The sequence below is a fragment of the Tahibacter harae genome, assembly GCF_024437735.1.
In the GTDB taxonomy this organism is placed as follows: domain Bacteria; phylum Pseudomonadota; class Gammaproteobacteria; order Xanthomonadales; family Rhodanobacteraceae; genus Tahibacter; species Tahibacter harae.
Genome location: NZ_JANFQO010000025.1, coordinates 55,559 through 77,830 on the forward strand (window position 1 = coordinate 55,559; position 22,272 = coordinate 77,830).

The 22,272-nt window shown below is 69.2% G+C and carries 22 protein-coding genes; 16 read left to right on the forward strand and 6 right to left on the reverse strand.

What is annotated here, in order from left to right; all coding sequences use genetic code 11:
* Positions 1–24: 24 nt before the first annotated feature.
* The 9 genes from truA (at position 25) to purF (ending at position 9,109) form a co-directional block, all read left to right on the forward strand.
* Positions 25–807, forward strand: coding sequence for a tRNA pseudouridine(38-40) synthase TruA (gene truA, locus NM961_RS20730; RefSeq protein WP_255916334.1), 783 nt, complete (start codon positions 25–27; stop codon positions 805–807).
* Positions 804–1,442: a phosphoribosylanthranilate isomerase gene (locus NM961_RS20735; RefSeq protein ID WP_255916335.1), complete on the forward strand. Its 639-nt coding sequence runs from the start codon at positions 804–806 to the stop codon at positions 1,440–1,442. The genes truA and NM961_RS20735 overlap by 4 nt, the downstream gene beginning before the upstream one ends.
* Before the next feature lies 1 nt (position 1,443).
* The gene (trpB, locus tag NM961_RS20740; protein WP_439334232.1) at positions 1,444–2,652 is read left to right on the forward strand and encodes a tryptophan synthase subunit beta; all 1,209 of its coding nucleotides are present in this window, start codon (positions 1,444–1,446) and stop codon (positions 2,650–2,652) included.
* A gap of 57 nt (positions 2,653–2,709) precedes the next feature.
* Complete coding sequence (trpA, locus tag NM961_RS20745; protein ID WP_255916336.1) at positions 2,710–3,528, forward strand: tryptophan synthase subunit alpha; 819 nt, start codon at positions 2,710–2,712, stop codon at positions 3,526–3,528.
* A 109-nt stretch (positions 3,529–3,637) separates the two neighbouring features.
* Entirely contained in the window at positions 3,638–4,528 is an 891-nt protein-coding gene (accD, locus tag NM961_RS20750; RefSeq protein WP_255916337.1) for an acetyl-CoA carboxylase, carboxyltransferase subunit beta, read from the forward strand.
* 38 nt (positions 4,529–4,566) lie between these two features.
* Complete coding sequence (folC, locus tag NM961_RS20755) at positions 4,567–5,838, forward strand: bifunctional tetrahydrofolate synthase/dihydrofolate synthase (protein ID WP_343231932.1); 1,272 nt, start codon at positions 4,567–4,569, stop codon at positions 5,836–5,838.
* A gap of 80 nt (positions 5,839–5,918) precedes the next feature.
* The gene (locus NM961_RS20760; protein ID WP_255916338.1) at positions 5,919–6,842 is read left to right on the forward strand and encodes an SPOR domain-containing protein; all 924 of its coding nucleotides are present in this window, start codon (positions 5,919–5,921) and stop codon (positions 6,840–6,842) included.
* A gap of 94 nt (positions 6,843–6,936) precedes the next feature.
* Complete coding sequence (locus NM961_RS20765; protein ID WP_255916339.1) at positions 6,937–7,620, forward strand: CvpA family protein; 684 nt, start codon at positions 6,937–6,939, stop codon at positions 7,618–7,620.
* Between the two features lie 13 nt (positions 7,621–7,633).
* The gene (gene purF, locus NM961_RS20770) at positions 7,634–9,109 is read left to right on the forward strand and encodes an amidophosphoribosyltransferase (protein WP_255916340.1); all 1,476 of its coding nucleotides are present in this window, start codon (positions 7,634–7,636) and stop codon (positions 9,107–9,109) included.
* 144 nt (positions 9,110–9,253) lie between these two features.
* On the opposite strand, the gene NM961_RS20775 is transcribed toward purF, so the two are convergent.
* The gene (locus NM961_RS20775) at positions 9,254–10,069 is read right to left on the reverse strand and encodes a class I SAM-dependent methyltransferase (protein ID WP_255916341.1); all 816 of its coding nucleotides are present in this window, start codon (positions 10,067–10,069) and stop codon (positions 9,254–9,256) included.
* A gap of 81 nt (positions 10,070–10,150) precedes the next feature.
* Between NM961_RS20775 and NM961_RS20780 the strand changes: the two genes are divergently transcribed.
* From NM961_RS20780 to NM961_RS20790, 3 genes are read left to right on the forward strand one after another with little or no spacing between them, the layout of a single operon-like run.
* Complete coding sequence (locus NM961_RS20780) at positions 10,151–10,966, forward strand: ferritin-like domain-containing protein (RefSeq protein ID WP_255916342.1); 816 nt, start codon at positions 10,151–10,153, stop codon at positions 10,964–10,966.
* Positions 10,966–12,156, forward strand: a complete 1,191-nt coding sequence (locus NM961_RS20785; RefSeq protein WP_255916343.1) for a hypothetical protein — start codon at positions 10,966–10,968, stop codon at positions 12,154–12,156. The genes NM961_RS20780 and NM961_RS20785 overlap by 1 nt, the downstream gene beginning before the upstream one ends.
* Positions 12,153–13,550: a hypothetical protein gene (locus NM961_RS20790; RefSeq protein ID WP_255916344.1), complete on the forward strand. Its 1,398-nt coding sequence runs from the start codon at positions 12,153–12,155 to the stop codon at positions 13,548–13,550. Before NM961_RS20785 ends, NM961_RS20790 begins: the two co-directional genes overlap by 4 nt.
* Here the strand turns inward: NM961_RS20790 and NM961_RS20795 are convergent.
* From NM961_RS20795 to NM961_RS20805, 3 genes are read right to left on the reverse strand one after another with little or no spacing between them, the layout of a single operon-like run.
* Positions 13,486–14,640 (reverse strand): glycosyltransferase, encoded by a 1,155-nt coding sequence (locus tag NM961_RS20795; protein WP_255916345.1) that lies wholly within the window; start codon positions 14,638–14,640, stop codon positions 13,486–13,488. The genes NM961_RS20790 and NM961_RS20795 overlap by 65 nt on opposite strands.
* An 11-nt stretch (positions 14,641–14,651) precedes the next feature.
* On the reverse strand, positions 14,652–15,026 hold the full coding sequence (locus NM961_RS20800; RefSeq protein ID WP_255916346.1) for a DUF2304 domain-containing protein: 375 nt from the start codon (positions 15,024–15,026) through the stop codon (positions 14,652–14,654).
* Positions 15,023–15,760, reverse strand: coding sequence for a glycosyltransferase family 2 protein (locus tag NM961_RS20805; protein ID WP_255916347.1), 738 nt, complete (start codon positions 15,758–15,760; stop codon positions 15,023–15,025). Before NM961_RS20805 ends, NM961_RS20800 begins: the two co-directional genes overlap by 4 nt.
* 297 nt (positions 15,761–16,057) lie before the next feature.
* Between NM961_RS20805 and NM961_RS20810 the strand changes: the two genes are divergently transcribed.
* The 4 genes from NM961_RS20810 (at position 16,058) to NM961_RS20825 (ending at position 19,811) form a co-directional block, all read left to right on the forward strand.
* Positions 16,058–16,819: a hypothetical protein gene (locus NM961_RS20810; protein ID WP_255916348.1), complete on the forward strand. Its 762-nt coding sequence runs from the start codon at positions 16,058–16,060 to the stop codon at positions 16,817–16,819.
* A gap of 31 nt (positions 16,820–16,850) precedes the next feature.
* Positions 16,851–17,375 carry a hypothetical protein gene (locus tag NM961_RS20815; RefSeq protein WP_255916349.1) on the forward strand — a complete coding sequence of 175 codons (525 nt, stop codon included), beginning with the start codon at positions 16,851–16,853 and terminating at the stop codon, positions 17,373–17,375.
* 67 nt (positions 17,376–17,442) lie between these two features.
* Entirely contained in the window at positions 17,443–18,843 is a 1,401-nt protein-coding gene (locus tag NM961_RS20820) for a DUF1573 domain-containing protein (protein ID WP_255916350.1), read from the forward strand.
* Between the two features lie 443 nt (positions 18,844–19,286).
* A complete protein-coding gene (locus NM961_RS20825; RefSeq protein WP_255916351.1) occupies positions 19,287–19,811 on the forward strand; it encodes a hypothetical protein in 525 nt (174 codons plus the stop codon).
* A gap of 88 nt (positions 19,812–19,899) precedes the next feature.
* Here the strand turns inward: NM961_RS20825 and NM961_RS20830 are convergent, their stop codons facing one another.
* Entirely contained in the window at positions 19,900–20,568 is a 669-nt protein-coding gene (locus tag NM961_RS20830; RefSeq protein ID WP_439334233.1) for a peptidylprolyl isomerase, read from the reverse strand.
* A 91-nt stretch (positions 20,569–20,659) separates the two neighbouring features.
* Entirely contained in the window at positions 20,660–22,183 is a 1,524-nt protein-coding gene (gene ppx / locus NM961_RS20835; RefSeq protein WP_255916352.1) for an exopolyphosphatase, read from the reverse strand.
* Between the last annotated feature and the right edge of the window lie 89 nt (positions 22,184–22,272).

Below are 22,272 nucleotides of genomic sequence, written 5' to 3' on the forward strand. Positions count from 1 at the left end.
CCCCTTTCCCCCGCTGGAGCGGTCTTGCGCATCGTCCTGGGCGTCGAATACGACGGTACCGATTTTCTGGGCTGGCAGCGGCTGGACCGGGGGCGTACGGTGCAGGGTGTGCTGGAGCAGGCGCTGTCGTTCGTTGCGGCGCAGCCGGTGGCGGTGACGTGTGCGGGGCGTACGGATGCGGGGGTGCACGGTCGCTGCAACGTGGTGCATTTCGAGCCGCCGGTGGAGCGGGCCGACCGCAGCTGGCTGCTGGGGACGAATTCGCGCCTGCCGGACGATGTCTGCGTGCGCTGGATCCAGCGGCTGCCGGGGGATTTCCACGCGCGTTTCTCGGCGCGGGCGCGGCGCTACCGCTATACCTTGCTCAACCGTCCGGTGCGGCCGGCGCTGGATGCGCGTTATGTCGCCTGGCTGCGCGAGCCGCTGGATGCGCAGCGCATGCAGGCGGCAGCGCGGCATCTGCTCGGCGAGCATGATTTCAGCGCCTTCCGCACCGTCGCCTGCCAGGCGCCGAACCCGGTGCGCACGGTGCATGCCCTGAGCGTGCAGCGCGAGGGCGACTACATCAATTTCGATATCCAGGCCAACGCCTTCCTGCACCACATGGTGCGCAATATCGTCGGCAGCCTGCTGCTGGTGGGGCAGGGCGTACAGGCGCCGGAATGGCTGGGCGAGCTGCTCCGCGGCCGCGACCGCACCGTCGCCGGTCCCACGGCGCCGTCGCAGGGGCTGACCTTCATCGCGCCGCTGTATCCGGCGCAGTGGCAGCTGCCGGCTGAGGTCACCGGCGCGGATCTGCAGCCATGACGCGCACTCGCGTGAAGTTCTGCGGCCTGACCCGTGCCGAAGACGTGGCCGCCGCCTGCGACCTGGGCGTGGATGCCATCGGCCTGGTCATGACCCGGCGCAGCAAGCGTTTCGTCGACCTGGACCAGGCCGCCGCGCTGCGTGCGCTGCTGCCGCCGTTCGTCGCGGCGGTGGTACTGCTGCTGGACGACGAGCCGGAGTGGGTACGCGAAGTCATTAGCCGGGTCGCGCCGGATCTGCTGCAATTTCACGGCGAGGAAAGCGCGCAGGAATGCGCGGCCCACGGCCGGCGCTATCTCAAGGCCGTGCCCATGGGCAGCGTTGCCGACGTGGGCGCCTACGCCGCCACGCATCCGCAGGCGGCGGGTTTTCTGCTGGACAGCCATGCGGCCGGTGGCCAGGGCGGCAGCGGCGAGGCGTTCGACTGGCATCGGGTGCCGCGCGATTTCGGCCGGCCGCTGCTGCTGGCCGGCGGCCTCAACGCCGGCAATGTCGCGGCGGCGGTGCGCACGGCGCGGCCGTTCGCGGTCGACGTGTCCAGCGGCATTGAGGCCGCGCCGGGCATCAAGAGCGCGTCCAGGATGCGCGAATTCATGCAGTCGCTGGCCGCGGCCGGCGCAGAACAGGACCATTGACGTGAGTATTGATTTCCACACTTTGCCCGACGCCCATGGCCGCTTCGGCGCCTACGGCGGCGTCTATGTCGCGGAAACCTTGATGGCGCCGCTGGCCGAACTCACCGCCGCGTACGAGCGCCTGCGCACGGATCCGGCCTTCATCGCCGAATACGAGCACGATCTCAAGCACTACGTCGGCCGGCCCAGCCCGATCTATCACGCCGAGCGCCTGTCGCGGAAGGTCGGCGGCGCGCAGATCCTGCTCAAGCGCGAGGACCTGAACCACACCGGCGCGCACAAGATCAACAACACCATAGGCCAGGCCCTCGTGGCCAAGCACATGGGCAAGCGCCGCATCATCGCCGAGACCGGCGCCGGCCAGCACGGCGTGGCCAGCGCCACGGTGTGCGCGCGGCTGGGCATTCCCTGCGTGGTCTACATGGGCGCGGTCGACGTGGAGCGCCAGGCCATCAACGTCTACCGCATGAAGCTGCTCGGCGCCGAGGTGGTGCCGGTGCAATCAGGCTCCAAGACCTTGAAGGATGCGCTCAACGAAGCGCTGCGCGACTGGGTGACGAACGTGGAAGACACGTTCTACATGATAGGCACCGTCGCCGGTCCGCATCCGTATCCGCAGATGGTGCGCGATTTCAACGCCGTGGTCGGGCGCGAGGCACGCGCGCAGATGCTGGAGCAGTACGGCCGCCTGCCGCACGCGCTGGTCGCCTGCGTCGGCGGCGGATCGAATGCGATCGGCCTGTTCCACGCTTTCCTCAACGACGCCGATGTGGCCATCTACGGCGCCGAAGCCGCCGGCGACGGCATCGAGACCGGCCGCCACGCCGCCTCGCTCGCCGCCGGCCGCCCCGGCGTGCTGCACGGCAACCGCACCTATGTGATCTGCGACGACAACGGCCAGATCATCGAAACCCATTCGGTTTCCGCCGGCCTGGACTATCCCGGCGTCGGCCCGGAGCATGCCTATCTCAAGGACAGCGGCCGCGCCCGCTATCTCGGCGTGACCGATGCCGAGGCCCTGGCCGCGTTCCACGAGCTGGCGCGCACCGAAGGCATCCTGGCGGCGCTGGAATCCAGCCACGCCGTGGCCCAGGGCATCAAGCTGGCGCGGGAGCTGCCGCGCGACCAGCTGGTGCTGGTGAATCTTTCCGGCCGCGGCGACAAGGATGTGCATACCATCGCCCGGCGCGAAGGTCTCGACCTGACCTGAGACGGCGGCGCGGCACCGCCGCCGCGCCTTTCCCACCCCTTTCAACGGCAGTTGCGCATGTCCCGTATTTCCGACCGTTTCGCCTCGCTGCACGCCGCCCGCCGCCCCGGGCTGATTCCGTTCATCACCGCCGGCGATCCGCTGCCCGGTGCCACGGTCGCGGTCATGCACGCCCTGGTCGAGGCCGGCGCCGACCTGATCGAACTGGGCGTGCCGTTTTCCGATCCCATGGCCGACGGCCCGGTGATCCAGCACGCCAGCGAGCGCGCCCTGGCCCAGGGCGTGGGCCTGGCGCAGATCCTCGGCTGGGTGCGTGAATTCCGCACCCGCGACACCGCCACGCCGGTGGTGCTGATGGGGTATCTCAACCCGGTGGAGATCCACGGCGTGCAGCGCTTCGCCGCCGAGGCGGTCGAAGCCGGGGTCGACGGCGTGCTGCTGGTGGACTGCCCCGTCGAGGAAATCGCCACCGCGCGGCCCTTGCGCGAAGCCGGCCTGGATCAGATATTCCTGGCCGCGCCGACCACCGATCCGGCGCGGCTGGAGAAAGTCTGCGCCGCGGCCCAGGGTTTCCTGTACTACGTGTCCTTTGCCGGCATCACCGGCGCAGGCCATCTGAGCACCGAGGCGGTGCGCGAGCGCGTGGGCCAGATCCGCCGCCTGGCGCGCACGCCGGTCGCGGTCGGCTTCGGGGTCAAGGATGCGGCCTCGGCCGCGGCCATCGCCCAGTTCGCCGATGCAGTCGTGATCGGCAGCGCCCTGGTCGATACACTGGCCCACAGTGCCGATGCCGCCGAGGCGGTACGGCGCGCGGGCGCGTTCCTCGCTCCCATCCGCGCCGCGCTGGACGCGCTGCGCACAGGTCATGCCGCGTAAGCGCGAGCGCGGACCTGCAGAACCCGAGGCGCCGCCGGCGGCGGCGCCTTCGCTTGAATCGACCGGGGCGGCGCCGCAGCCGCCCGCGGAAACCGGAGAGGTTGGTGACATGAGTTGGCTATCCAAACTGATGCCGTCGCGCATCCGCACCCAGGGCACCGCGGCCAAGGGCAAGGTGCCCGAGGGCGTCTGGGAAAAATGCGAAGGCTGCGCGGCCGTGCTGTACCGGCCCGAGCTGGAGCGCAATCTCGAAGTCTGCCCGCAGTGCGGCCACCACCATGCGATACGTGCGCGCAAGCGCCTGCTCGCGTTCTTCGACGAAGCCTCGACCGAGGAACTGTTCGCCGAGCTGGAACCGGTGGACGCGCTCAAGTTCAAGGATTCCAAGAAGTACAAGGACCGCATCGTCGCCGCGCAGAAGCAGACCGGCGAGAAGGACGCGATGATTGCCATGCGCGGCCTGCTCAAGGGCCGTCCGCTGGTCGCCGTCGCCTTCGACTTCAGCTACATGGGCGGCTCCATGGGCTCGGTGGTCGGCGAGAAATTTACCCGCGCGGCGGAACGTGCCCTGGCCGACCGCACGCCGCTGGTGTGCTGGTCGGCGACCGGCGGTGCGCGCATGCAGGAAGGCCTGTTCTCGCTGATGCAGATGGCCAAGACCTCGGCTGCGCTGGCGCGGCTGCGCGCGGCCGGCCTGCCGTATATCTCGGTGCTGACTCATCCGACCACGGGCGGCGTGTCCGCCAGCCTGGGCATGCTGGGCGATCTGAACGTGGCCGAGCCCAAGGCGCTGATCGGCTTCGCCGGCCCGCGCGTGATCGAGCAGACCGTGCGCGAGACCTTGCCGGAAGGCTTCCAGCGTTCCGAATTCCTGGTCGAACACGGTGCGGTCGATCTCATCGTCGATCGCCGCGAGACACGCAACAAGCTGGCCGACATTCTCGCCCTGCTGATGCGCCAGCCGCGCCATCCCGCCGCCACGGCCGGAGCCGCGGCCTGAGCGCGGCCCCGCCGGCTGCGGGCATCGCGCCGCGCAGCCTGCAGGACTGGCTGGATTACCAGCTCGGCGTACATCTGCGCGGCGTCGACCTGGGCCTGGAGCGGGTCGGCGAAGTCTGGCGCCGGCTGGGCGCGCCGCGGCCGGCGCCGCTGGTGGTCACCGTCGCCGGCACCAATGGCAAGGGTTCCACCGTCGCCTTCCTGCAGGCGATCCTGCGCGCCGGCGGCCTGCGCTGCGGCGCGTATACCTCGCCGCATATCCTGCGCTACAACGAGCGCGTGCGGATCGATGGCGCCGAGGCTGGCGACGCCGCGCTGATCGCCGCGTTCGAGCGCATCGAACAGGCGCGCGGCTCTGTCCCACTGACCTATTTCGAGTTCGGCACGCTCGCCGTGCTGCTGGTATTCGCCGAGGCCGGGCTGGATGTGGCCGTGCTTGAAGTCGGCCTGGGCGGGCGGCTGGACGCGGTCAACCTGATCGACGCGGATGCGGCCATCGTCACCGGCATCGCGCTGGACCACCAGGACTGGCTGGGCAGCGATCGCGACAGCATAGGCCGCGAAAAAGCCGGCGTGGCACGGCCGGGCCGGCCGCTGGTCATCGCCGAGGCCGATCCGCCCGCGGGCCTGCTGGCCGCGGCGCAGGAACACGGCGCGCGGCTGCTGCGTGCCGGCATCGATTATCGCTACGAAATGCATGGGCAAGGCTGGCACTGGCAAGGTGCGGACCTGTCGCTGCAACTGCCCCTGCCGCGCCTGGCCGCGGCCTGCCAGCCCGGCAACGCGGCGGCGGCCATCGCCGCGCTGCACAGTCTTGCGCCGCGCCTGCGCCTGCCGGCGCAGGCCTATGCCGACGGCGTCGCCGCGGCGGCGGTGCGTGCGCGGCTGCAGCGCATCGCGCTGGGGCAGGGCGAACTGGTGATCGACGTGGCACACAACCCGCAGGCCGCCGCGGTGCTGGCCGAGTGGCTGGCGCGCCAGCCGCGCACGCGCACGCGCGCCGTGTTCGGCGCGCTCAGCGACAAGGACGTGGCCGGCATGCTGCAGCCGCTGCAGCCGCATATCGACGAATGGCATCTGGTCGACCTGGCCCGGGAGACCGAGCGCGGCCGCGACCTGCTCGCGCTGGACATGGATCTCGCCGCCGCCCTGGGCCCGGTGCGGCGCAGCTGCTGGGCCACTGTCGCGGCGGCGCTGGACAGGCTGGCGTCCGATCTGGCGGCCGGCGAACGCATCCTCGCCTTCGGCTCCTTCTACATCGCCGCGGCCGCGCTGCGCTGGGCGGAGCAGGCCGGCATCGTGACCGAGTGAAAAACGCGCTGACGGGCCTGTTGCTCCGGCGCGTATAATCCCACCGTTGATCTGGAGGCCGCCTGGCTATGGATTCCGCATTGAAGCAGCGTCTCATCGGTGCCGCCGTCTTGATCGCCCTGGCGGTGATCTTCGTGCCCATGTTCCTTTCCGGCACGCCGCCCAAGACCGACACGGTGACCGAGAATCTCAGCATTCCGCCGGCGCCCGAACGCGAATTCCAGACCCGCGTGGTGCCCGCCGCCGGCGGCAAGTCCACCATCCCCGAACACGTGCCCGCGGCCGGCAGCGACGACAAGGTCGCGACGGTGGAAGCCGGCCCGAACCCGCGCGTGGAAGTTCCCTATCCGCAGCAGGGCGCGCAGCCGCAGGCCACGCCCGCCGCGCCAGCCAAGCCGACCACGGTCGCCACGGCCAAGCCGGTCGAAGCGGCGCCTGCCAAGCCCGCGCCCGAGCGCGCCGCACCCGCAGCCAGCCCGACCGGCCGCTACGCCGTGCACCTGGGTGTGTTCGCCAATGCCGCCAATGCCGATGCGCTGATTGCCAGCGCACGCAAGCAGGGCCTCAGCGCCTATGCCGAAACCGCCGATGTCGACGGCAAGCCCGCCACCCGCGTGCGCCTGGGGCCGTACGAGGACCGCAGCACCGCCGAAGCGGCGCGCCTGAAACTGCAGAAGGCCGATGCCAAGCTCAAGGGCAGCGTGGTCGAGATCGCCCTGGCCCAGCCCCGGCAGGACGCGCCGGCCGCGGCGCTGCCGGCCAACCGCGCCGGCGGCTGGGCGGTGCAGCTGGGTGCCTTCAAGTCCCAGGACGAGGCCAACAAGCTGCTGGCCCGCGCCAAGGGCGCGGGTTTCCCCAGCTTCGTCGACAGCACCGGCCAGGGCGCGGACAAGCTCTGGCGCGTGCGCCTGGGGCCCGAGCCCGATCGCGCCGGCACGGAGAAACTGCGCGACCAGGTCAAACAGAAGCTCGCCATCACGGGCATGATCGTGACGGTTCCGTAGTGCCGCAGTACCGCGCCAGCGTGAAAGCTCCCGACAGCCGGGCCTGTGCGCCGGCGCGGCACCGGGCCAGCCTTGCAGCCGAGCCGCGCCTGCCGTGAACTGGGCCGATTATTTCATCCTCGGCGTGCTCGGCCTGTCCGTGCTGATCGGCCTGTGGCGCGGCCTGATCGCGGAGGTAATGGCCCTGGTGTGCTGGGCCGCCTCGTTCTGGGTGGCCTGGCTGTTCGGCGACAAGCTGGCGGCGCAGTTCACCCGCGTCGAAGTGCCTTCGGTACGCCTGCTGCTGGGCTACGGCCTGTGTTTTCTCGCCGTGCTGATCGCCGGCGCGCTGGTCTCCTTCCTGCTGCGCAAACTGGTCGCCGGCAGCGGTCTCAGCGGCACCGACCGGCTGCTGGGCATGTTCTTCGGACTGGGCCGCGGCCTGCTGCTGGTGCTGATCGCGGTGCTGCTGCTGGGCTTCACGCCGCTGCCGCGCGATCCCTGGTGGCAGCAGTCGCAGCTGTTGCCGGGGTTCCGCAGCGGCGCGGAATGGCTGTCGGCGCAATTGCCCGAATCGGTGGTCAGCCACCTCGACCTGCGCGGCCTGCTGCCCTTGCCGGCGCTGCCGTTGCAGGGCCAGCCCGCAGCCCCCACTTCGGCGCCGGCGGGCCAGCCCGCTGTGCCCGGGACGGCAGTTCCGCTGCCGGCGGCTCCGGCCGCGGCAACCGGCCCGGCCAGAACACCTTCCACTCCGGCGCCGGCGGCCCAGGCCGCGGCGGCCAAGAAATCTTCCTCTTAGCGGTAGCGTCGTCATGTGCGGAATCATTGGAATCGTGGGTAAATCCGAGGTCGCCTCGGCCCTGTACGACGGCCTCACGGTGCTGCAGCACCGCGGCCAGGACGCCGCCGGCATAGCCACCGTCGACGGTGCGCGCCTGCGCCTGCACAAGGCGCGCGGGCTGGTGCGCGACGTGTTCCAGCGCGACGACATGCTCAAGCTGCGCGGCCGCGTCGGCATAGGCCACTGCCGCTATCCGACGGCGGGTTCGGACGATGTCGGCGAGGCGCAGCCGTTCTACGTCAACTCGCCCTATGGCATCGCGCTGGCGCACAACGGCAACCTGGTCAATGCGGATGCGATCAGCGGCGAGCTGTTCGAGGGCGACCGCCGCCACATCAACACCAATTCGGATTCCGAGGTGCTGCTCAACGTGCTCGCGCACGAGCTGCAGATCCAGGAGCGCATGAACCTGACCCCGGACCACCTGTTCAAGGCCGTGGCCGGCGTGCACGAGCGCGCCCGCGGCGGCTATGCGGTAGTCGCGCTGGTGCTGGGCTACGGCATCCTCGCCTTCCGCGATCCGCACGGCATACGCCCGCTGGTGCTGGGCGAGCGCGACACGCCGGACGGCAAGGAATACGCGGTCGCTTCCGAATCGGTGGCGCTGGACATCCTCGGCTTCCGCCGTCTGCGCGACATTGAACCCGGCGAGGCCGTGCTGCTGGGCTTCGACGGCAGCCTGCATCACCGCCGCTGCGCCGAAGGCTATGCGCATACGCCGTGCATCTTCGAATACGTGTACCTGGCGCGGCCGGATTCCATGATCGAGGACGTGTCGGTGTACAAGGCGCGCCTGCGCATGGGCGAGCGGCTCGCGGACAAGATCCGCCGCCTGCGGCCGGACCATGGCATCGACGCGGTGATCCCGATTCCCGACACCGCGCGCACTGCGGCCAGTTCGCTGGCCAGCGAACTGGGTGTGCCCATGCGCGAAGGCTTCGTCAAGAACCGCTACATCGGCCGCACCTTCATCATGCCGGGGCAGAGCGAGCGGGTGAAATCCGTGCGCCGCAAGCTCAATGCAATCGACCTGGAATTCCGCCGCAAGACCGTGCTGCTGGTGGACGATTCCATCGTGCGCGGCACCACCTCCAAGCAGATCATCCAGATGGCGCGCGAGGCTGGCGCGACCAAGGTGTATTTCGCCTCGGCCGCGCCGCCGGTGCGCTATCCCAACGTCTACGGCATCGACATGCCGGCGGCGGCGGAGCTGGTCGCGCACAACCGCAGCGAGGAAGAAGTGGCCGAGCTGCTGGGGGCGGACTGGCTGGTCTATCAGGACCTGGACGATCTGGTCGCCTCGGTCAGCGAGGGCAACGAGGATCTGAAGACTTTCGACACCTCGTGCTTCTCCGGCGAATACGTCACCGGCGTGCAGGCCGACTATCTGCGCGAACTGGAATTCACCCGCTCGGACGAGGCCAAGACGCTCAAGCGCGCGTCCTGAGCGGGCCTGCGTCGGCGGCGCGGTCGCATCTGCCGGCGTCCGCGGACACCCGTTCGCCCGGCGCCGCAGGCGCGGCGACGATCAACCGCGCCGCGCCATGTCCCACCGCGGTTCCGTACCGCGAATCCGAATCCCGAATCCCGCCTAAAACCCCTCACGCTTGCGCGCGACCAGCCACATCGTCGCGCTCAGGCCGCGCAGCGGCCACAGGTTCTCCAGCACATTCAGCGGCTGCGCCAGTCGCAGCAGGCCGTCCAGGCGCCGCAACGCCGGCGGCAGGCCCGAGGGCATCAGCTGGTGATGGCCGGCGGCGGTCACTTCAAAACCATGCTGCAGCAGGCGCCGGCGGAACTCGCCGGCGCGGTAGCGGCGCCGGTGCGCCTGCGGCGGGAACAGCCGGCGCGAGACGAACTCGGTCCACGAGGCCGCATTCGGCAGATGCGTGATGAGCAGCGCGCCATCGGGCCTGAGCACGCGCCACAGCTCGGTCAGCGAGGCGCCGTCGTTGGGTACATGTTCCAAAGTTCCGCCGGCCAGCACGCAGTCGAAGGCCGCGTCGGCATAGTCCAGGCGCCAGGGGTGCTGCAGGCGGCGGTAGTCCAGGCCCAGGTGCCGGTGGAAATCGGCGTATTCCTGCGGCGCGCAGACATCGCAGCCGTGCAGGGCGAGCGTATCGCCGAACTCCGCCCGCGCCAGCCAGGACAGCGCCGCGTGGCGGCAGCCCCAGTCCAGTACCTGCTGGCCCGGCGCCAGCGCCGTGCGTATATGGCGGTAGGCGCGCACCAGTTCCTCGCGCGCCGGGCGGAAGGCGCGCTTGGCCTGCACATACGGATCGGCCGTGTCGCGGCGCAGGGCGAGAAATTCCTCCAGCGCCGCGAGCAGCTGGGCCGGCGCGAGGCCGGTGTTGCGCGAATGTCGGTCCAACAGTCCGTCCTCGGGTACGCCAAGCGGCGATTGCATCACAGCTTCACCGGACACTAGCACTCGCCATGGCCGCAGCGGGCATAATCGGGTTTGCGCCCCGCGCCTGAACGGGACCCGATGCTCGCTGTCGCCCATTCCAATCTGTTCGCCGCCGCCCGGGACTGTCTGGCCGAATGCCAGCCGCAGCGCAAGCTCGCGCTCACCCAGGCGACGGCGCAGGCGTATGCCGCCGGGCGCCTGACGCTGGACGATGGCGGCGCCGTGCAGCCCATAGGCGAACCCGGACGCCCGGCCCGGCCCGAACTGGTGCCGCCGCGCCAGCTCGCCCAGCGCGGCCTGGGCTCGCCCGCCGGCCGTGCTGCCCTGGTGCATGCGGTGGCTCATATCGAATTCAACGCGATCAACCTGGCCTGGGACGCGGTCTACCGTTTCCGCGGCATGCCGGCCGGTTTCTATGCCGACTGGATTGCCGTCGCCGCCGACGAGGCGCGCCACTTCGCCTTGCTGAGCCGGCGCCTGGACGATTTCGGCATGGCCTACGGCGATCTGCCCGCCCACGACGGCCTGTGGGACATGGCGCGCCGCACCGCGCACAGCTGCCTGGAGCGCATGGCCCTGGTGCCGCGCGTGCTGGAAGCGCGCGGGCTGGATGTGACGCCGGGCATGATCGAGCGCCTGGTCGCGGTGGACGATACCGCCACGGTCGCGATCCTCGAACAGATCCTGGCCGAGGAAGTGGCCCATGTCGCCGCCGGCACGCGCTGGTTCGCCTGGTGCTGCGAACGCGCCGGCGTGGACCCGGCCGACACCTTTACCGACCTGCTGCAGCGCTACGGCCGCGGCGTGCTCAAGGGCCCGTTCAACCGGCGCGACCGCCTTGCCGCCGGCTTCACCGCACACGAACTGGACCGGCTCGCCGGGCTGGTGGCCTGATGACCCGGCGTCTGGTCCTGCTGCTGGTCGCGGGCTGGCTGCTGCTGCTCGGCCTGTTCGCCGGCATCGCACCATTGGCGCCGCTGTGGCCGGCGCAGCGCGAAAAAATGGAAGGTTCCAGTTTTGCCGCCATGCGCGGCGGCCAGATCGACGGTGCGGAACTGGCCGTGACCGAGCCCGACCAGGATTACGGCGCGCTGCTGATCCGCCCGGTCGACCTGGACGCGGACCAGTGGCCGCTGCTGCGCTATTCCTTCGCCGACCTGCCGCCGACCCTGGAGCTGACCCTGGTCTACCGCCGCGCCGATTCGCCCAGCGACGTGCGCACCATCGCCCTGGCGCAGCCGCGCGGCGGCAGCGGCAGCATCGACCTGCGGCGCGAGAAGGAATGGCGCGGGCGCATCAACGAGCTGGGTTTCGCGATCTATCCGGTGGCGCAGTCGGTGCCGCCGCAGCAGGGCTTCCGGCCGTTCCGTTTCCTCGGTGCCGAGCTGGCGACGCCATCGTGGCAGGGCCGCCTGTCCGCGGTCGCGACGGAATGGTCGGCGCGGCGCGCCTGGTCGCTGATGTCGATCAGCGCGCTGGGGCCGGATGCCGGCCCGCCGCGCGAGGCCTCGCCGGTGCTGCTGCTGGCGCTGGGCCTGGGTTTCACCGTGCTGCTGCTGGCCTGGGGCCTGCCCGGGGCGCCGCAGCAGGCGCTGCGGGTCAGTGCCGTGGTGCTGATCGTCGCCTGGCTGCTGCTGGACCTGCGCTGGAGCCGCAGCCTGGCCGAGCGGCATGCGGCGACCCGGCAGATCTACGCCGGCCTGGATTGGCAGGAGCGCCAGGACCGCCTGCCCGATGCGGAACTGCTGGCGGCGGCGCGGACTGTGCGCGAAACCCTGCGCGCGGCGGACCTGGATCCGGACAAGGTGCGCATCCTGGTCGACGCGGGCAGCGATTTCCTGCGCGCACGGCTGGTCTACCACCTGGCGCCGGCGGCGACCGGGCCGACCAATCTCACCGGTTACGGCGTCTTCAATTACAAGGGGGCGCCCCGCATCGTGGTCGCCTATGAAACCGAGTCGCCGCAGTTCGACACGGCCCGGCAGCGGCTGGTCTTCGACGAAGAATCCTCCACGCCGGCCGAGGAATTGCTGGCGGCGCCGCCGCTGCGCATCTACCGCGTGATCGAGACGGCCGCGCCATGAGCAACCTCGTGCCGGGATGGTGTCTGTGCCTGCTGCTGGGAGGCATGCTCTGGCTAGCCCTGGCCGGACGCCCGCGCGCCCGGGCCGACTGGCTGGCCGCGGCCGGCCATGCGCCGTTGCTGGGACTTGCCGCCTGCGGCCTGCTGGCCGCGCTGCGGCCGGCAGTGCCGGGCGAGGCGCTGTTCCGCGCCAGCCTGCCGCTGCTCGCCGCGGCAGTGCTGCTGGCCGCCGGTGCGGCGCTCTGGCGCTGGCGTGCCGCCGGTCCTGCGGCGGCGGCCGCAACTGCGGCGCCGGCGCCGCTGCGCTGGTGGTGGTGGCTGCTGCTGATTCCCATTGCCGTGCGCTTCGTTTTCCTGCTGGACGAGGCGTTGCTGCGGCCGGTGTTCGCCTGGGATGCCTGGAATGCCTGGTCGCTCAAGGCCAAGACCTGGTACAGCCTGGGCCAGGCGCCGTTCATGGCGCCGGCCGACTGGTGGGCTTCGGACGATCCGCTGGCGCGCACGGCGCTGGCCTGGCGCTATCCGGAACTGCTCAGCCGCATAGAGCTCTGGCTGGCCGGTGCGGCCGGCGCCTGGAATGAAGGTGCGATCGGCCTGGCCTGGCCGTTGCTGTGGCTGAGCCTGATCGCCGGCTGCGCCGGGCAGTGGCTGGCGCTGGGCGTGTCGCGCCGGCAGGCGCTGATACTGGCCTATGCGCTGGCGTCGCTGCCGCTGCTGTCGGTGCACGGCGCGCTGGCCGGCTATGCCGACTTGTGGGTGGCCGCGGCGCTGAGCTTCGGCGTGCTCGCCTGGTTGCGCTGGCGCAGGGCGCGCGAGCGCAGCCAGCTGGCTGTGGCCCTGGTCTGCCTGGCCCTGCTGCCATTGTTCAAGTTTGAAGGTGCGGTCTGGGCCCTGCTGGTGCTGGGCGCGGGCGCGCTGGTCGAAGTGCCGGCGCGGCGCCGCGGGCTGGTCGTGGCAGCGGCCGTGGCGGCTGGCCTGGCCGGACTGCTGCTGGCCTGGTTGCTGCACCTGCCGTGGGTGACATTGATCCGCGATGTGCTCAGCGGCGCCACCGACAGCGTGAATATCTCGCGCTGGAGCGCAGCGCTGGCCTTCCTCAACGGCCTGTTCGGGCAGAACAACTGGCACCTGCTCTGGCCGCTGCTGCTGGCGGCGCTGTTCTGGCAGCGCGACAGCCTGCGGCGCCGGCCGGATACCGGCCTGCTGGCGCTGCTGCTGGCCGGCGGCCTGTGCGCCTTGTTCGTGCTGTTCGTGTTCACACCGGCGGCGAAATGGGCGGCCAGTGCCACCGCAGCCAACCGCCTGGTGCTGCATTGGGTTCCGCTGGCGGTCAGCCTGCTGGCGCTGCTGTGGCGCGAAGCAGCCGCCGATAAAGCGCTTCCACCTGCGCATTGACCGGCGCCGGCTGGTAGTGCTCGCGCCAGCGCGCCTGGCCCTTGCGGCCGAAGGCGGTGCGTAGCGGCGCGTCCTGGTCCAGGCGCTGCAGCGCGGCGGCCAGTGCGGCGGCATCGTTCGGCGGCACCAGCAGGCCGCTGTGCCCGGCGGCCACCACTTCGCCCACGCCCGAGCCCGGAATCGCGCTGGCCACGCAGGGCAGGCCGGCACGCATGGCTTCCAGCAGCACCATGCCGAACGCCTCGGCGCGGTCCAACGAGGGCAGGCAGAAGATTTCGGCCTGGGCATAGGCCTGTTCCAGCGTGACCTGATCGACCTGGCCCGTCATGCGCACGCGCGTTTCCAGGCCCAGTGCGCGGATGCGCTCGCGCAGGGCGGCCTCGCGCTCGCCGGCACCGATCAGCAGCAGGACGAAGCCGGGCAGGGCGGCGAGCGCATCCAGCAGTACTTCGAAGCCTTTGTAGTGACTGAGCCGGCCCACCGCGAGCAGGCGCCGTCCCGGCGCCGGCCACAGGTCGGGGCCGGGCGGCGGCGCATCGCCCGTTTCCAGCGCCAGCGGAATCACCTCGACCTTGGCCAGGAACGGCCGCAGCGCCGTGCTGGCGTCGCGGTAGGCGGCCGAGGTGGCGATCACCGCGTCGGCGCGCGCCAGCAGCGCGCGTTCCCAGGGGCGATAGAACGGATAGGCCAGGCGCAAGGTCGCGCTGGCGCTGTCCAGCGGAATATCCGCATGCCAGTGCACCACCCAGGGCAGGCGCCGCGCCGCCGGCACCAGCAAGGCGGCGAAGGCGGAGGTGTTGGGGACGTGGATATGCAGCAGGTCCGGCCGGTGCCGGCGTATGCAGCGCTGCAACTGCCACGGAAAGGCCGGGCTCAGCGGCGCATAGCTGAGCTGGCCCCAGCGGCCCGCCTCGTGGATCGCGATGGTGCCGTCGCTGCGGCTGCGGCTGCGCCAGCACCGCGCGGCCGCGTGCGCCAGCACCGCGACGGTCTGGCCGCCGGCGGCTTGCGCGCGTGCCAGGATCGCAGTGAAGGTCTCGATGCCGCCCGGCGCCGGCGGGTAGTACTTGCCGATATGCAGTACGCGCATGCGGCCGGCGCTCAGGCCGGGGCTTTGGCGGCTTTGGCGCGCTGCGCCTTGTGCAGCGAGGCCAGTTCCTCTTCGAGTATGGCCAGCTTCTGGTTGAGGCGGCGGATCTGGCGTTCCTGGCGCGAGCGCTCGATATCCAGCTGCAGCAGGCGCAGCAGGATCAGCGACACGCCGATGATCAGCGGCAGCACCGGCGGATAGGCGATGCCGGTGAGATGCGCCAGCCAGTCGATGGTGCGCGGCACGAAGCCCAGCACCAGGGTGGCCGCGGCCACGACCAGCCACCACAGCGCATACGGGCCGTGCAGGTGGTCGCGGCGGACCAGATAAAGAATGCTGCCGGCCAGAGCCAGGCCGATCAGGGCGGCCGTGATCTGTGCGCTCATGGCGTTTTGGCCTCCAGGCCTGGACTGCGGGTGCGGCGTTCCCTCACGCCGACCCGGGCGATGCTCAATACGGTGGTGGCGATCATGTAGCGCGCGACGGTAAACCAGGACGAGAAGATACGCGAACCGCCGTTGCGCCGGGCCGACATCACTGTGGCGGTCTCGGCGATGCGCAGGGACTTGCGCCGCAGCAGGATCAGCACGCCCACGTCCTGGTAGTCGATCAGGCTGGCTTCGCGCGACGCCAGCGCGCGGATCGCGCGGCGCCCGTAGACGCGCAGGCCGGAGGTGAAATCGGTCACCTTCAGGCCGGTTATCAGGCGGAAGTAGGCCCAGGCCAGCCGCTTGGCCGCGCTCAGGCGCTCGGGGCAGGTGCCAATGGTGACGTCGGCGCCGCTGTTGTCGTGGCTGCTCAGCAGCAGGGGCAATTGCTCCGGATGGTGCTGGCCGTCCGCGTCCAGGGTGATCACGCGCTCAAAGTGATTGCGCAAGGCGTAGCGCATGCCGGCCTGGGCGGCGCCCCAGGCGCCGAGCTGAAAGGGCAGGTTCAGGACCGTCGCACCGGCGGCCTCGGCGCGGGCGGCGGTGGCATCGGTGCTGGCGTCATTGATTACCAGAACTTCGCAGCCCAGCGCCGCCATCACCCCGCGCACGACCTCTGCGACCGTGCCTTGCTCGTTGCGCGCGGGCATGACGGCCAGGCAGGATCGTGAGCCAATTCGTTGATTTGACACGGGACTCCGGCGCGCGCGAAAAGGCGATTGTCCCAATCGGCGGCGATTGCCGTCAACGCAAAAAATTTTTTGGGGAAAGTGTCCGGTCAACTCGCGCGGCTGCGTTACTAGCCTCCGAGTACCCATTCCGGGTGCCGGAAACGGTCCGGCAGAGAATGGTGTAATCGCTCCCAGACCCGTCGCTAAGACGTTGACGGCGTTTGTTTGTGCTGATTACACTCCTTTGCTGTCGGGCCCCATGAACTTATGAGTGGGCAGGGATTCAGCTCTCGCCCGATCCAACTTGGGAGAATTCAAATGAAGGCCAATGTCACCATGAAGGCGCTGTCGGTTGCGGTGTTGGGTCTGGCGGGCTTTGCTTTTGCCGGTTCTTCGATGGCCGCCTGCCCGGCCGGTCCGACCACTGCCGAAGGCGGTGCCTGGTCGGCCAAGGCTGAGACCGACGGTACCTTCGCTGTTACCACCGGCGGCGCGCTCACCACCGAATGCCGCGGCAGCTCCACCATTCTCGCTACTGCCGGTTCGCTGGCTTCCGCCACCGTCCGTGACGACACCCCGACCAACGAAGCGCGCTACCGCGCCCAGTTCTACATCAATGCCGACGCGCTGACCGGCTTCACCGGTCTGCAGGGCGCCCAGGTGCTGCAGGTACAGAGCGCTGCGGCTGGCGCCAGCTCCTCGCGTCAGATGCTCCGTGCCACCATCCTGCCGGGCGGCGCCTCGGGCAAGCAGATCCGCTTCTTCCTGTCCAACAATGTCGCTCCGAGCTATCGTACCCTGGGCGCTCCGATCGACCTGGCTGCCGGCTGGAACCGTGTGCAGATCGACCTGGTCACCGGCGCTTCCGGCTCCGTCAAGATCTGGGTGAACAACGGCACCGAAGCTAGCCCGACCCAGACCATTCCGTCGACGGGTTCGGTCGACAACTCCAGCTGGGTTGGCGTCGATCGTACCTTCATGGGTCTGTCTGCCCCGACTTCCGAATACGTTACCGCGCAGGCTACCCGCGCAGTTGGCTTCGACGAATTCGATTCGCGCCGCCAGACCTTCATCAACTAATTGCCCCTGCTTCACGACACGGAGTTAAAAAATGACCAACCTGAACAAGTCTCTGCTCGCTCTCTGCATGGCTCTGGGCATGGCCGGTACGGCCGCCGCCCAAACCTGCGCCACCCCGGGTACGTTCAGCTTCGCCTCCGCGAACGCTCCGACGGTGTCCGGTGACACCTGCACGGGTACGAGCTTCTTTGGCGACATCTGCGACGATACCTTCCCGTCGCCGAGCAACGACGCCATCTACGCGTTCAACATCAACAACGCTGGTCCGGCTGGCTACACCGCCACCACCATCTCGCTGACCACCAGCTCCGCTTCGTTCAACCCGGTCATCGCGATCCTCGGCCCGGGCGCTCCCTGCGCCTCGTCGACCCCCTGCCTGCGCAGCGCCTCCTCGGGCGGCGTCGGCGCCGGTGAGTCGGTGAATGCCGCCGGCCTGGCCAATGGCTCGTACTTCCTGCTGGTCTCGGGCGATCCGGGCAGCACCACCTGCGGCGCGTTCACCCTGAGCGCCAATGGTTCGCTGCCGGTTCAGCTGAAGAACTTCGCGATCGATTGATTGTCTTTGCTACACCGTTGAACAAAAGCCCACGGCAACGTGGGCTTTTTTTTTTGGAGTCGACAAGATGGCAAGCTGGAAAGTGTGGGGAGTAGCATGTCTTAGCCTGGCGGGCGCCATGGCGGCAAATGCGGCAAAGTTGACGACTGAAGAAGTGAACCTGGGCGAAATCGGCACATCGCGCGACGTCCTGGTACCGGTCAAGCTCACCAACAGCAGTGACAAGGCGGTGAGCATCCGCGAAATCAAACCCATTTTCTCGCTGGATCGGGCGGTGAAATTCCCCGCTACCCTGGCTCCTGGCGAAACCGCAACCGTCGACCTGGATATGGACCTTTCCGACGGCAGCGGCGTGTTCCGCCGGCGCCTGGCCGTTTACCTCGATCTGGACAGCAAGCCCGACATGGAACTAGTGGTTAGCGGTTACGCTTGGTCGCCGCTGACCAATCTGCCGGGACCGCTGGAGCTTGGTCCCATCGATCTGCTCGAACCGCTGAAGACCGTGCGCTGGGAAATTCCCGACATGTCCGAGTCGCCGCTGAAAATCGTCGGCGTACCCATGAAGCCGGATTTCCTCGACACCCGCATCACGCCTGACGGCCGTGCGCTGGACATCACCCCGAACGCCTCGATTCCGCTCAGTGCCATTGCCGAACGCTTGGTCGTACGCCTTGGCAATGTCGACGGCAGCACCTCGGATGTATCGATACGCGTCAGCGGCACCGCTTTCGGCCGCGTGGCACCGAACAGCGACGTGGTTGTGCTGGGCCTGTTCGAATCGAACAAACCGCAGCGCTCGCGCGTAATCCTCACCGACCGCAAGAACCAGCGGGTCAAGATCGGCAAGGTCGAACATTCAGCCGGCATCGCCAAGACCAGCGTGAGCGAGTGCATGAAGAAGGACAAGGCCTGCAAGCAGTTGGACTTCGAGTTGGCCCTTTCCAGCAAGACCGGCAATGTGAATGAGGATATTACGGTGCATGTGGATGGGCTGGACAAGCCGGTCATCGTCCGCGTCACCGGTCTGCGCGCCGCACCCGGTACCAAGGTGATCGATTTCAACAAGGCGGTGAAGGAGGCCGAGGAAAAGCGTGAGGCCGGCGGCGGCACCAGCGCCGTTGCTGCGAACAAGCCGCTGTTTGCCCAACTGCGCCAGTCCGCGCAGCCGCCGTCGGTGCTGGAAGCCGAGCCGGGCACGGGGCCGCTGCTGAAGTGGCAGGTGGAGGAAGAACAGCAGTCCTATGGCTATGCGGTATTCCGTGCCGATGCCGAAACGGGGCCGTTCCTGCGCGTCAGCCACCCCATCATCAAGCGCATATCGGCCGAGTCTCAGGGCGCGAATTATGCGTGGCGCGACAAATCCGCGAAGGCCGGCCAGACCTACTGGTACTACGTCACTACTATCTATATGGATGGCCGGCGCGAACGCCTCTCGCCCATACTGAAGAAGACGGTCGCGGCACACTGAGCCGCGGCTGGCCGCCTTGGTGGCGGCTGACAATAGCGACGGGACCTGCGGGTCCCGTCGTCGTTTCAGGCCCGGGCATCGCCGGAAGGCTGCGGCAAGTCCGCAATTCCGCTAACGGCCGTTTTGGGGGATTGGCCGGCCAGGACCGTCGCAACGGATACTGGCTAGACGTTGCGTCCAGTTCCGGTTTGCGTCGCAGCGCATCGGGACGTAGACCGTCGAAGCGATGTCCGGCGGTAGGGTTCTCCAGGCCGCTTTCCGCCAGCGATGCCGCGTCGGTGGCAAGCTGCGACGACAGCCACGGAATACGCATTGCGGTCACGTTCACTACCCGTGCAACAGGCGGTGACGTCCAGTAGCATTCGACGCAGTTTGCATTGCTCGTTCCGGGGCGCCATGCGGCCAGTTGTAGACCTTCTACCTCCCAGACCTGAGAAACGACCATGAATCGGTTCAGCCAGTCCTTCCTGACCTGCGGCTTGTTCCTCGCCCTTGCCGGCGCCGCTTTCGCGCAGACCTGTGCTTCTCCTGGCATGATCAACTATTCCACCCCGAACGCCCCCACCGCTTTCGGTGATACCTGCACTGGTACCAGCTTTTTCGGCGACATCTGCGACGACACCTTCCCGTCGCCGAGCAACGACGCCATCTATTCCTTTCCTGTGAACAATGCCGGCGCGGACGGCTACACCGCCACCAATATCACCCTGATGACCAGCTCAGCCTCGTTCAACCCGATCATCGCGCTCCTCGGCCCGAACCTGCCCTGCGCCTCGTCCACGCCCTGCCTGCGCAGCGGTTCGTCGGGCGGCGTCGGCGCCGGCGAGGCAGTGAACGCCGCCGGTCTGGCCAACGGCTCCTACTTCCTGCTGATCTCCGGAGACCCGGGCAGCACCACCTGTGGCCAGTACACCGTGACGGTCAACGGCTCGCTGCCGGTACTGCTGAAGAACTTCGCTATCGACTGACCGATCAGCGCCAGCGCTGACCAAAAAAGCCGCGGGATTGGCGATCCCGCGGCTTTTTTCATTCCGTACTAACGATGATGCGGGCGCGTCAGTTGATCCGCTCGGCCTTGTCGATCGTAATTGCCACCTTCGGCACATCGCTGGGCAGCGGGCCCTGGGCCGAGGTTTCCACCACCTTGATCTTGTCGACCACGTCCATGCCGGCGACGACCTTGCCGAACACGGCATAGCCGTAGAAGGTGGCGCCGTTCTGGTCGGTGGCGGAGTCCAGGCGCTTGTTGTCGACCACGTTGATGAAGAACTGCGCCGTGGCCGAGTGCGGATCGCTGGTGCGCGCCATGGCGACGGTACCGCGCAGGTTGGACAGGCCGTTGCCGGCCTCGTTCTGGATCGCCGGGCGGGTGCGCTTCTGGGTCAGCTCCTTGGTGAAGCCGCCGCCCTGGACCATGAAGCCGTTGATGACGCGGTGGAACACCGTGCCGTTGTAGAAGCCGTCCTTCGTGTACTGCAGGAAGTTCTCCACCGACTTGGGCGCCTTGTCCGGATACAGCTCAAGGGTGATGTCGCCCATGGACGTGTGCAGCACAACCTGGGGATTGGGCGCCTTGGCGGCGTCGCCGGCCGGGGCCGGGCTCTCGGCGGGCTTGGCCGCGGCCGGCTTGGCTTCCGGCTTCGGCGCGGCGGGCTTGGCCGGGGCCTGGGCCAGGGCGGACAGCGGCAACAGCAGCGCGAAAGCGAGCAAGTAGGGCTTCAGCACGGGAATACTCCTGAGTTCTAGGGGGAGACAATGATACGCGGCGTGGACGCGGCGCGGCGGGCGCGGCCGGACGGGACTGCCGCCGGCGCGCTCAGACCTTTTCCGTGCCGCGGAGTTGCAGCTTCACGCCCAGGTCCTTGAGGTGTTCGCGCTCCTGCTCCAGGTCGGCTACGGTCAGCGGGTGCTGCTCCAGCCAGTCCCGGCCCAGGCGCAGTTCCAGGTTGCGCTCGTCGGCCTTGGCGCTCAGCGCCGGCAGGCGGTCGGCGCTGCGCGCGCGGTGCAGCAGCACGGCCAGGCGCAGCAGGGCAGTGATGCGCGCGGCGGTGCGGCGCGAGCGCTCGGGCAGGGCGGCCAGGGCCTCCTGATCGGGCTTGCGCCGGTGGCAGCGCAGTATCGTGGCGAGGAAATCCTGCTCCTGGCGCGTGAAGCCGGCCAGATCCGAATTGCGCACCAGATACGCGCCGTGCAGATGGTGCTGGCTGTGGGCGATGGCGATGCCGATTTCGTGGATGCGCGCGGCCCAGCGCAGCCAGTCCAGCGCATCGCCGTCGAGCTGCCAGGCTTCGGCGAGCTGGTCGAACAGCAACTGCGCGGTGGCCTCGACCCGCTTGGCCTGGGTGCGGTCCACGTCGTAGCGCCGCACCAGCGATTCGATGCTGGCGGTGCGCGGGTCGCGCTGTTCGGCGCGGCCGATCAGGTCGTACAGCAGGCCTTCGCGCATGGCCGTCTCGCACACCTGCATATGTTCCAGCGCCAGCGCCTCGAAGGCGGCCTCCAGGATGGCCACGCCGCCGGCGAGGACGGACTGGCGCTCCTCCGACAGCCCCAGCAGCCGGATGCGGTCCACGCTGCCCGCGCCGAGCAGGGCTTCGCGCAACCGCTCCAGGCTGGCACGGGTGATGCCGGACTCGCTCCAGCCGTTGGCCTGGACCACGTTGCCGATGGCGCGGATGGTGCCGGAGGAGCCAATCGTCTCGCCCCAGCCGCGGGCGCGGTAGTCGGCGGCGAACTGCTGCAGCTCCACGCCGATCTCGGTCTGCGCCTGGCGCCAGCGCTTGGCGGTGAGCTTGCCGTCGTCGAAGAAGCGCAGCGTGCTGGCGACGCAGCCCATCTGCAGGCTTTCGGTTTCCAGCGCCTCCATGCCCAGGCCGATGATGAACTCGGTACTGCCGCCGCCGATGTCGATGCACAGCCGGCGTTCGCGCGATTCGGGCAGGCTGTGCGCCACGCCGAGGTAGATCAGGCGCGCTTCCTCGCGTCCGGACACGATCTCGATGGGATGGCCCAGCGCGGTTTCCGCGGGCAGCAGGAAGGCGTGGGGATTGCTCATGCGCCGCACGGTATTGGTCGCCACCGCGCGCACCCGGCCCGGCGGCAGCGCGCGCAGGCGCTGGCCGAAGCGGGCCAGGCAGGCCAGGGCGCGGTCGCGCCGGGCGCTGTCCAGGCTGCCGTCGCGCTGCAGGCCGGCAGCCATGCGCACACTGTCGCGCAGGCGGTCGATCACGCGCAGCTCGCCGTGCTGATAGCGCGCGACGACCATGTGGTAGCTGTTGGACCCGAGGTCGACGGCGGCGAGCAGCTCGCCGTCCTGGATGGGCTTTAGGCCGTTGGGCACGCGAACCTCAGGAGCTGGTGGGCCGGCGAATTCTGCCACGGCCGGCGCCGGGCCGGGCGGGCACTGCGGCGTGCCGCCGCAGCGGCCGG

Excerpts from the sequence above, each read along its gene's own strand:
- NM961_RS20780 (WP_255916342.1), top strand. The coding sequence starts at position 10,151 with ATGCTCGCTGTCGCCCATTCCAATCTGTTCGCCGCCGCCCGGGACTGT.
- trpA (WP_255916336.1), top strand. The coding sequence starts at position 2,710 with ATGTCCCGTATTTCCGACCGTTTCGCCTCGCTGCACGCCGCCCGCCGC.
- NM961_RS20800 (WP_255916346.1), bottom strand. The coding sequence starts at position 15,026 with ATGAGCGCACAGATCACGGCCGCCCTGATCGGCCTGGCTCTGGCCGGC.
- NM961_RS20825 (WP_255916351.1), top strand. The coding sequence starts at position 19,287 with ATGAATCGGTTCAGCCAGTCCTTCCTGACCTGCGGCTTGTTCCTCGCC.
- NM961_RS20810 (WP_255916348.1), top strand. The coding sequence starts at position 16,058 with ATGAAGGCCAATGTCACCATGAAGGCGCTGTCGGTTGCGGTGTTGGGT.
- NM961_RS20820 (WP_255916350.1), top strand. The coding sequence starts at position 17,443 with ATGGCAAGCTGGAAAGTGTGGGGAGTAGCATGTCTTAGCCTGGCGGGC.
- NM961_RS20815 (WP_255916349.1), top strand. The coding sequence starts at position 16,851 with ATGACCAACCTGAACAAGTCTCTGCTCGCTCTCTGCATGGCTCTGGGC.
- NM961_RS20775 (WP_255916341.1), bottom strand. The coding sequence starts at position 10,069 with ATGCAATCGCCGCTTGGCGTACCCGAGGACGGACTGTTGGACCGACAT.
- NM961_RS20785 (WP_255916343.1), top strand. The coding sequence starts at position 10,966 with ATGACCCGGCGTCTGGTCCTGCTGCTGGTCGCGGGCTGGCTGCTGCTG.
- NM961_RS20795 (WP_255916345.1), bottom strand. The coding sequence starts at position 14,640 with ATGCGCGTACTGCATATCGGCAAGTACTACCCGCCGGCGCCGGGCGGC.
- accD (WP_255916337.1), top strand. The coding sequence starts at position 3,638 with ATGAGTTGGCTATCCAAACTGATGCCGTCGCGCATCCGCACCCAGGGC.
- NM961_RS20790 (WP_255916344.1), top strand. The coding sequence starts at position 12,153 with ATGAGCAACCTCGTGCCGGGATGGTGTCTGTGCCTGCTGCTGGGAGGC.
- NM961_RS20735 (WP_255916335.1), top strand. The coding sequence starts at position 804 with ATGACGCGCACTCGCGTGAAGTTCTGCGGCCTGACCCGTGCCGAAGAC.
- purF (WP_255916340.1), top strand. The coding sequence starts at position 7,634 with ATGTGCGGAATCATTGGAATCGTGGGTAAATCCGAGGTCGCCTCGGCC.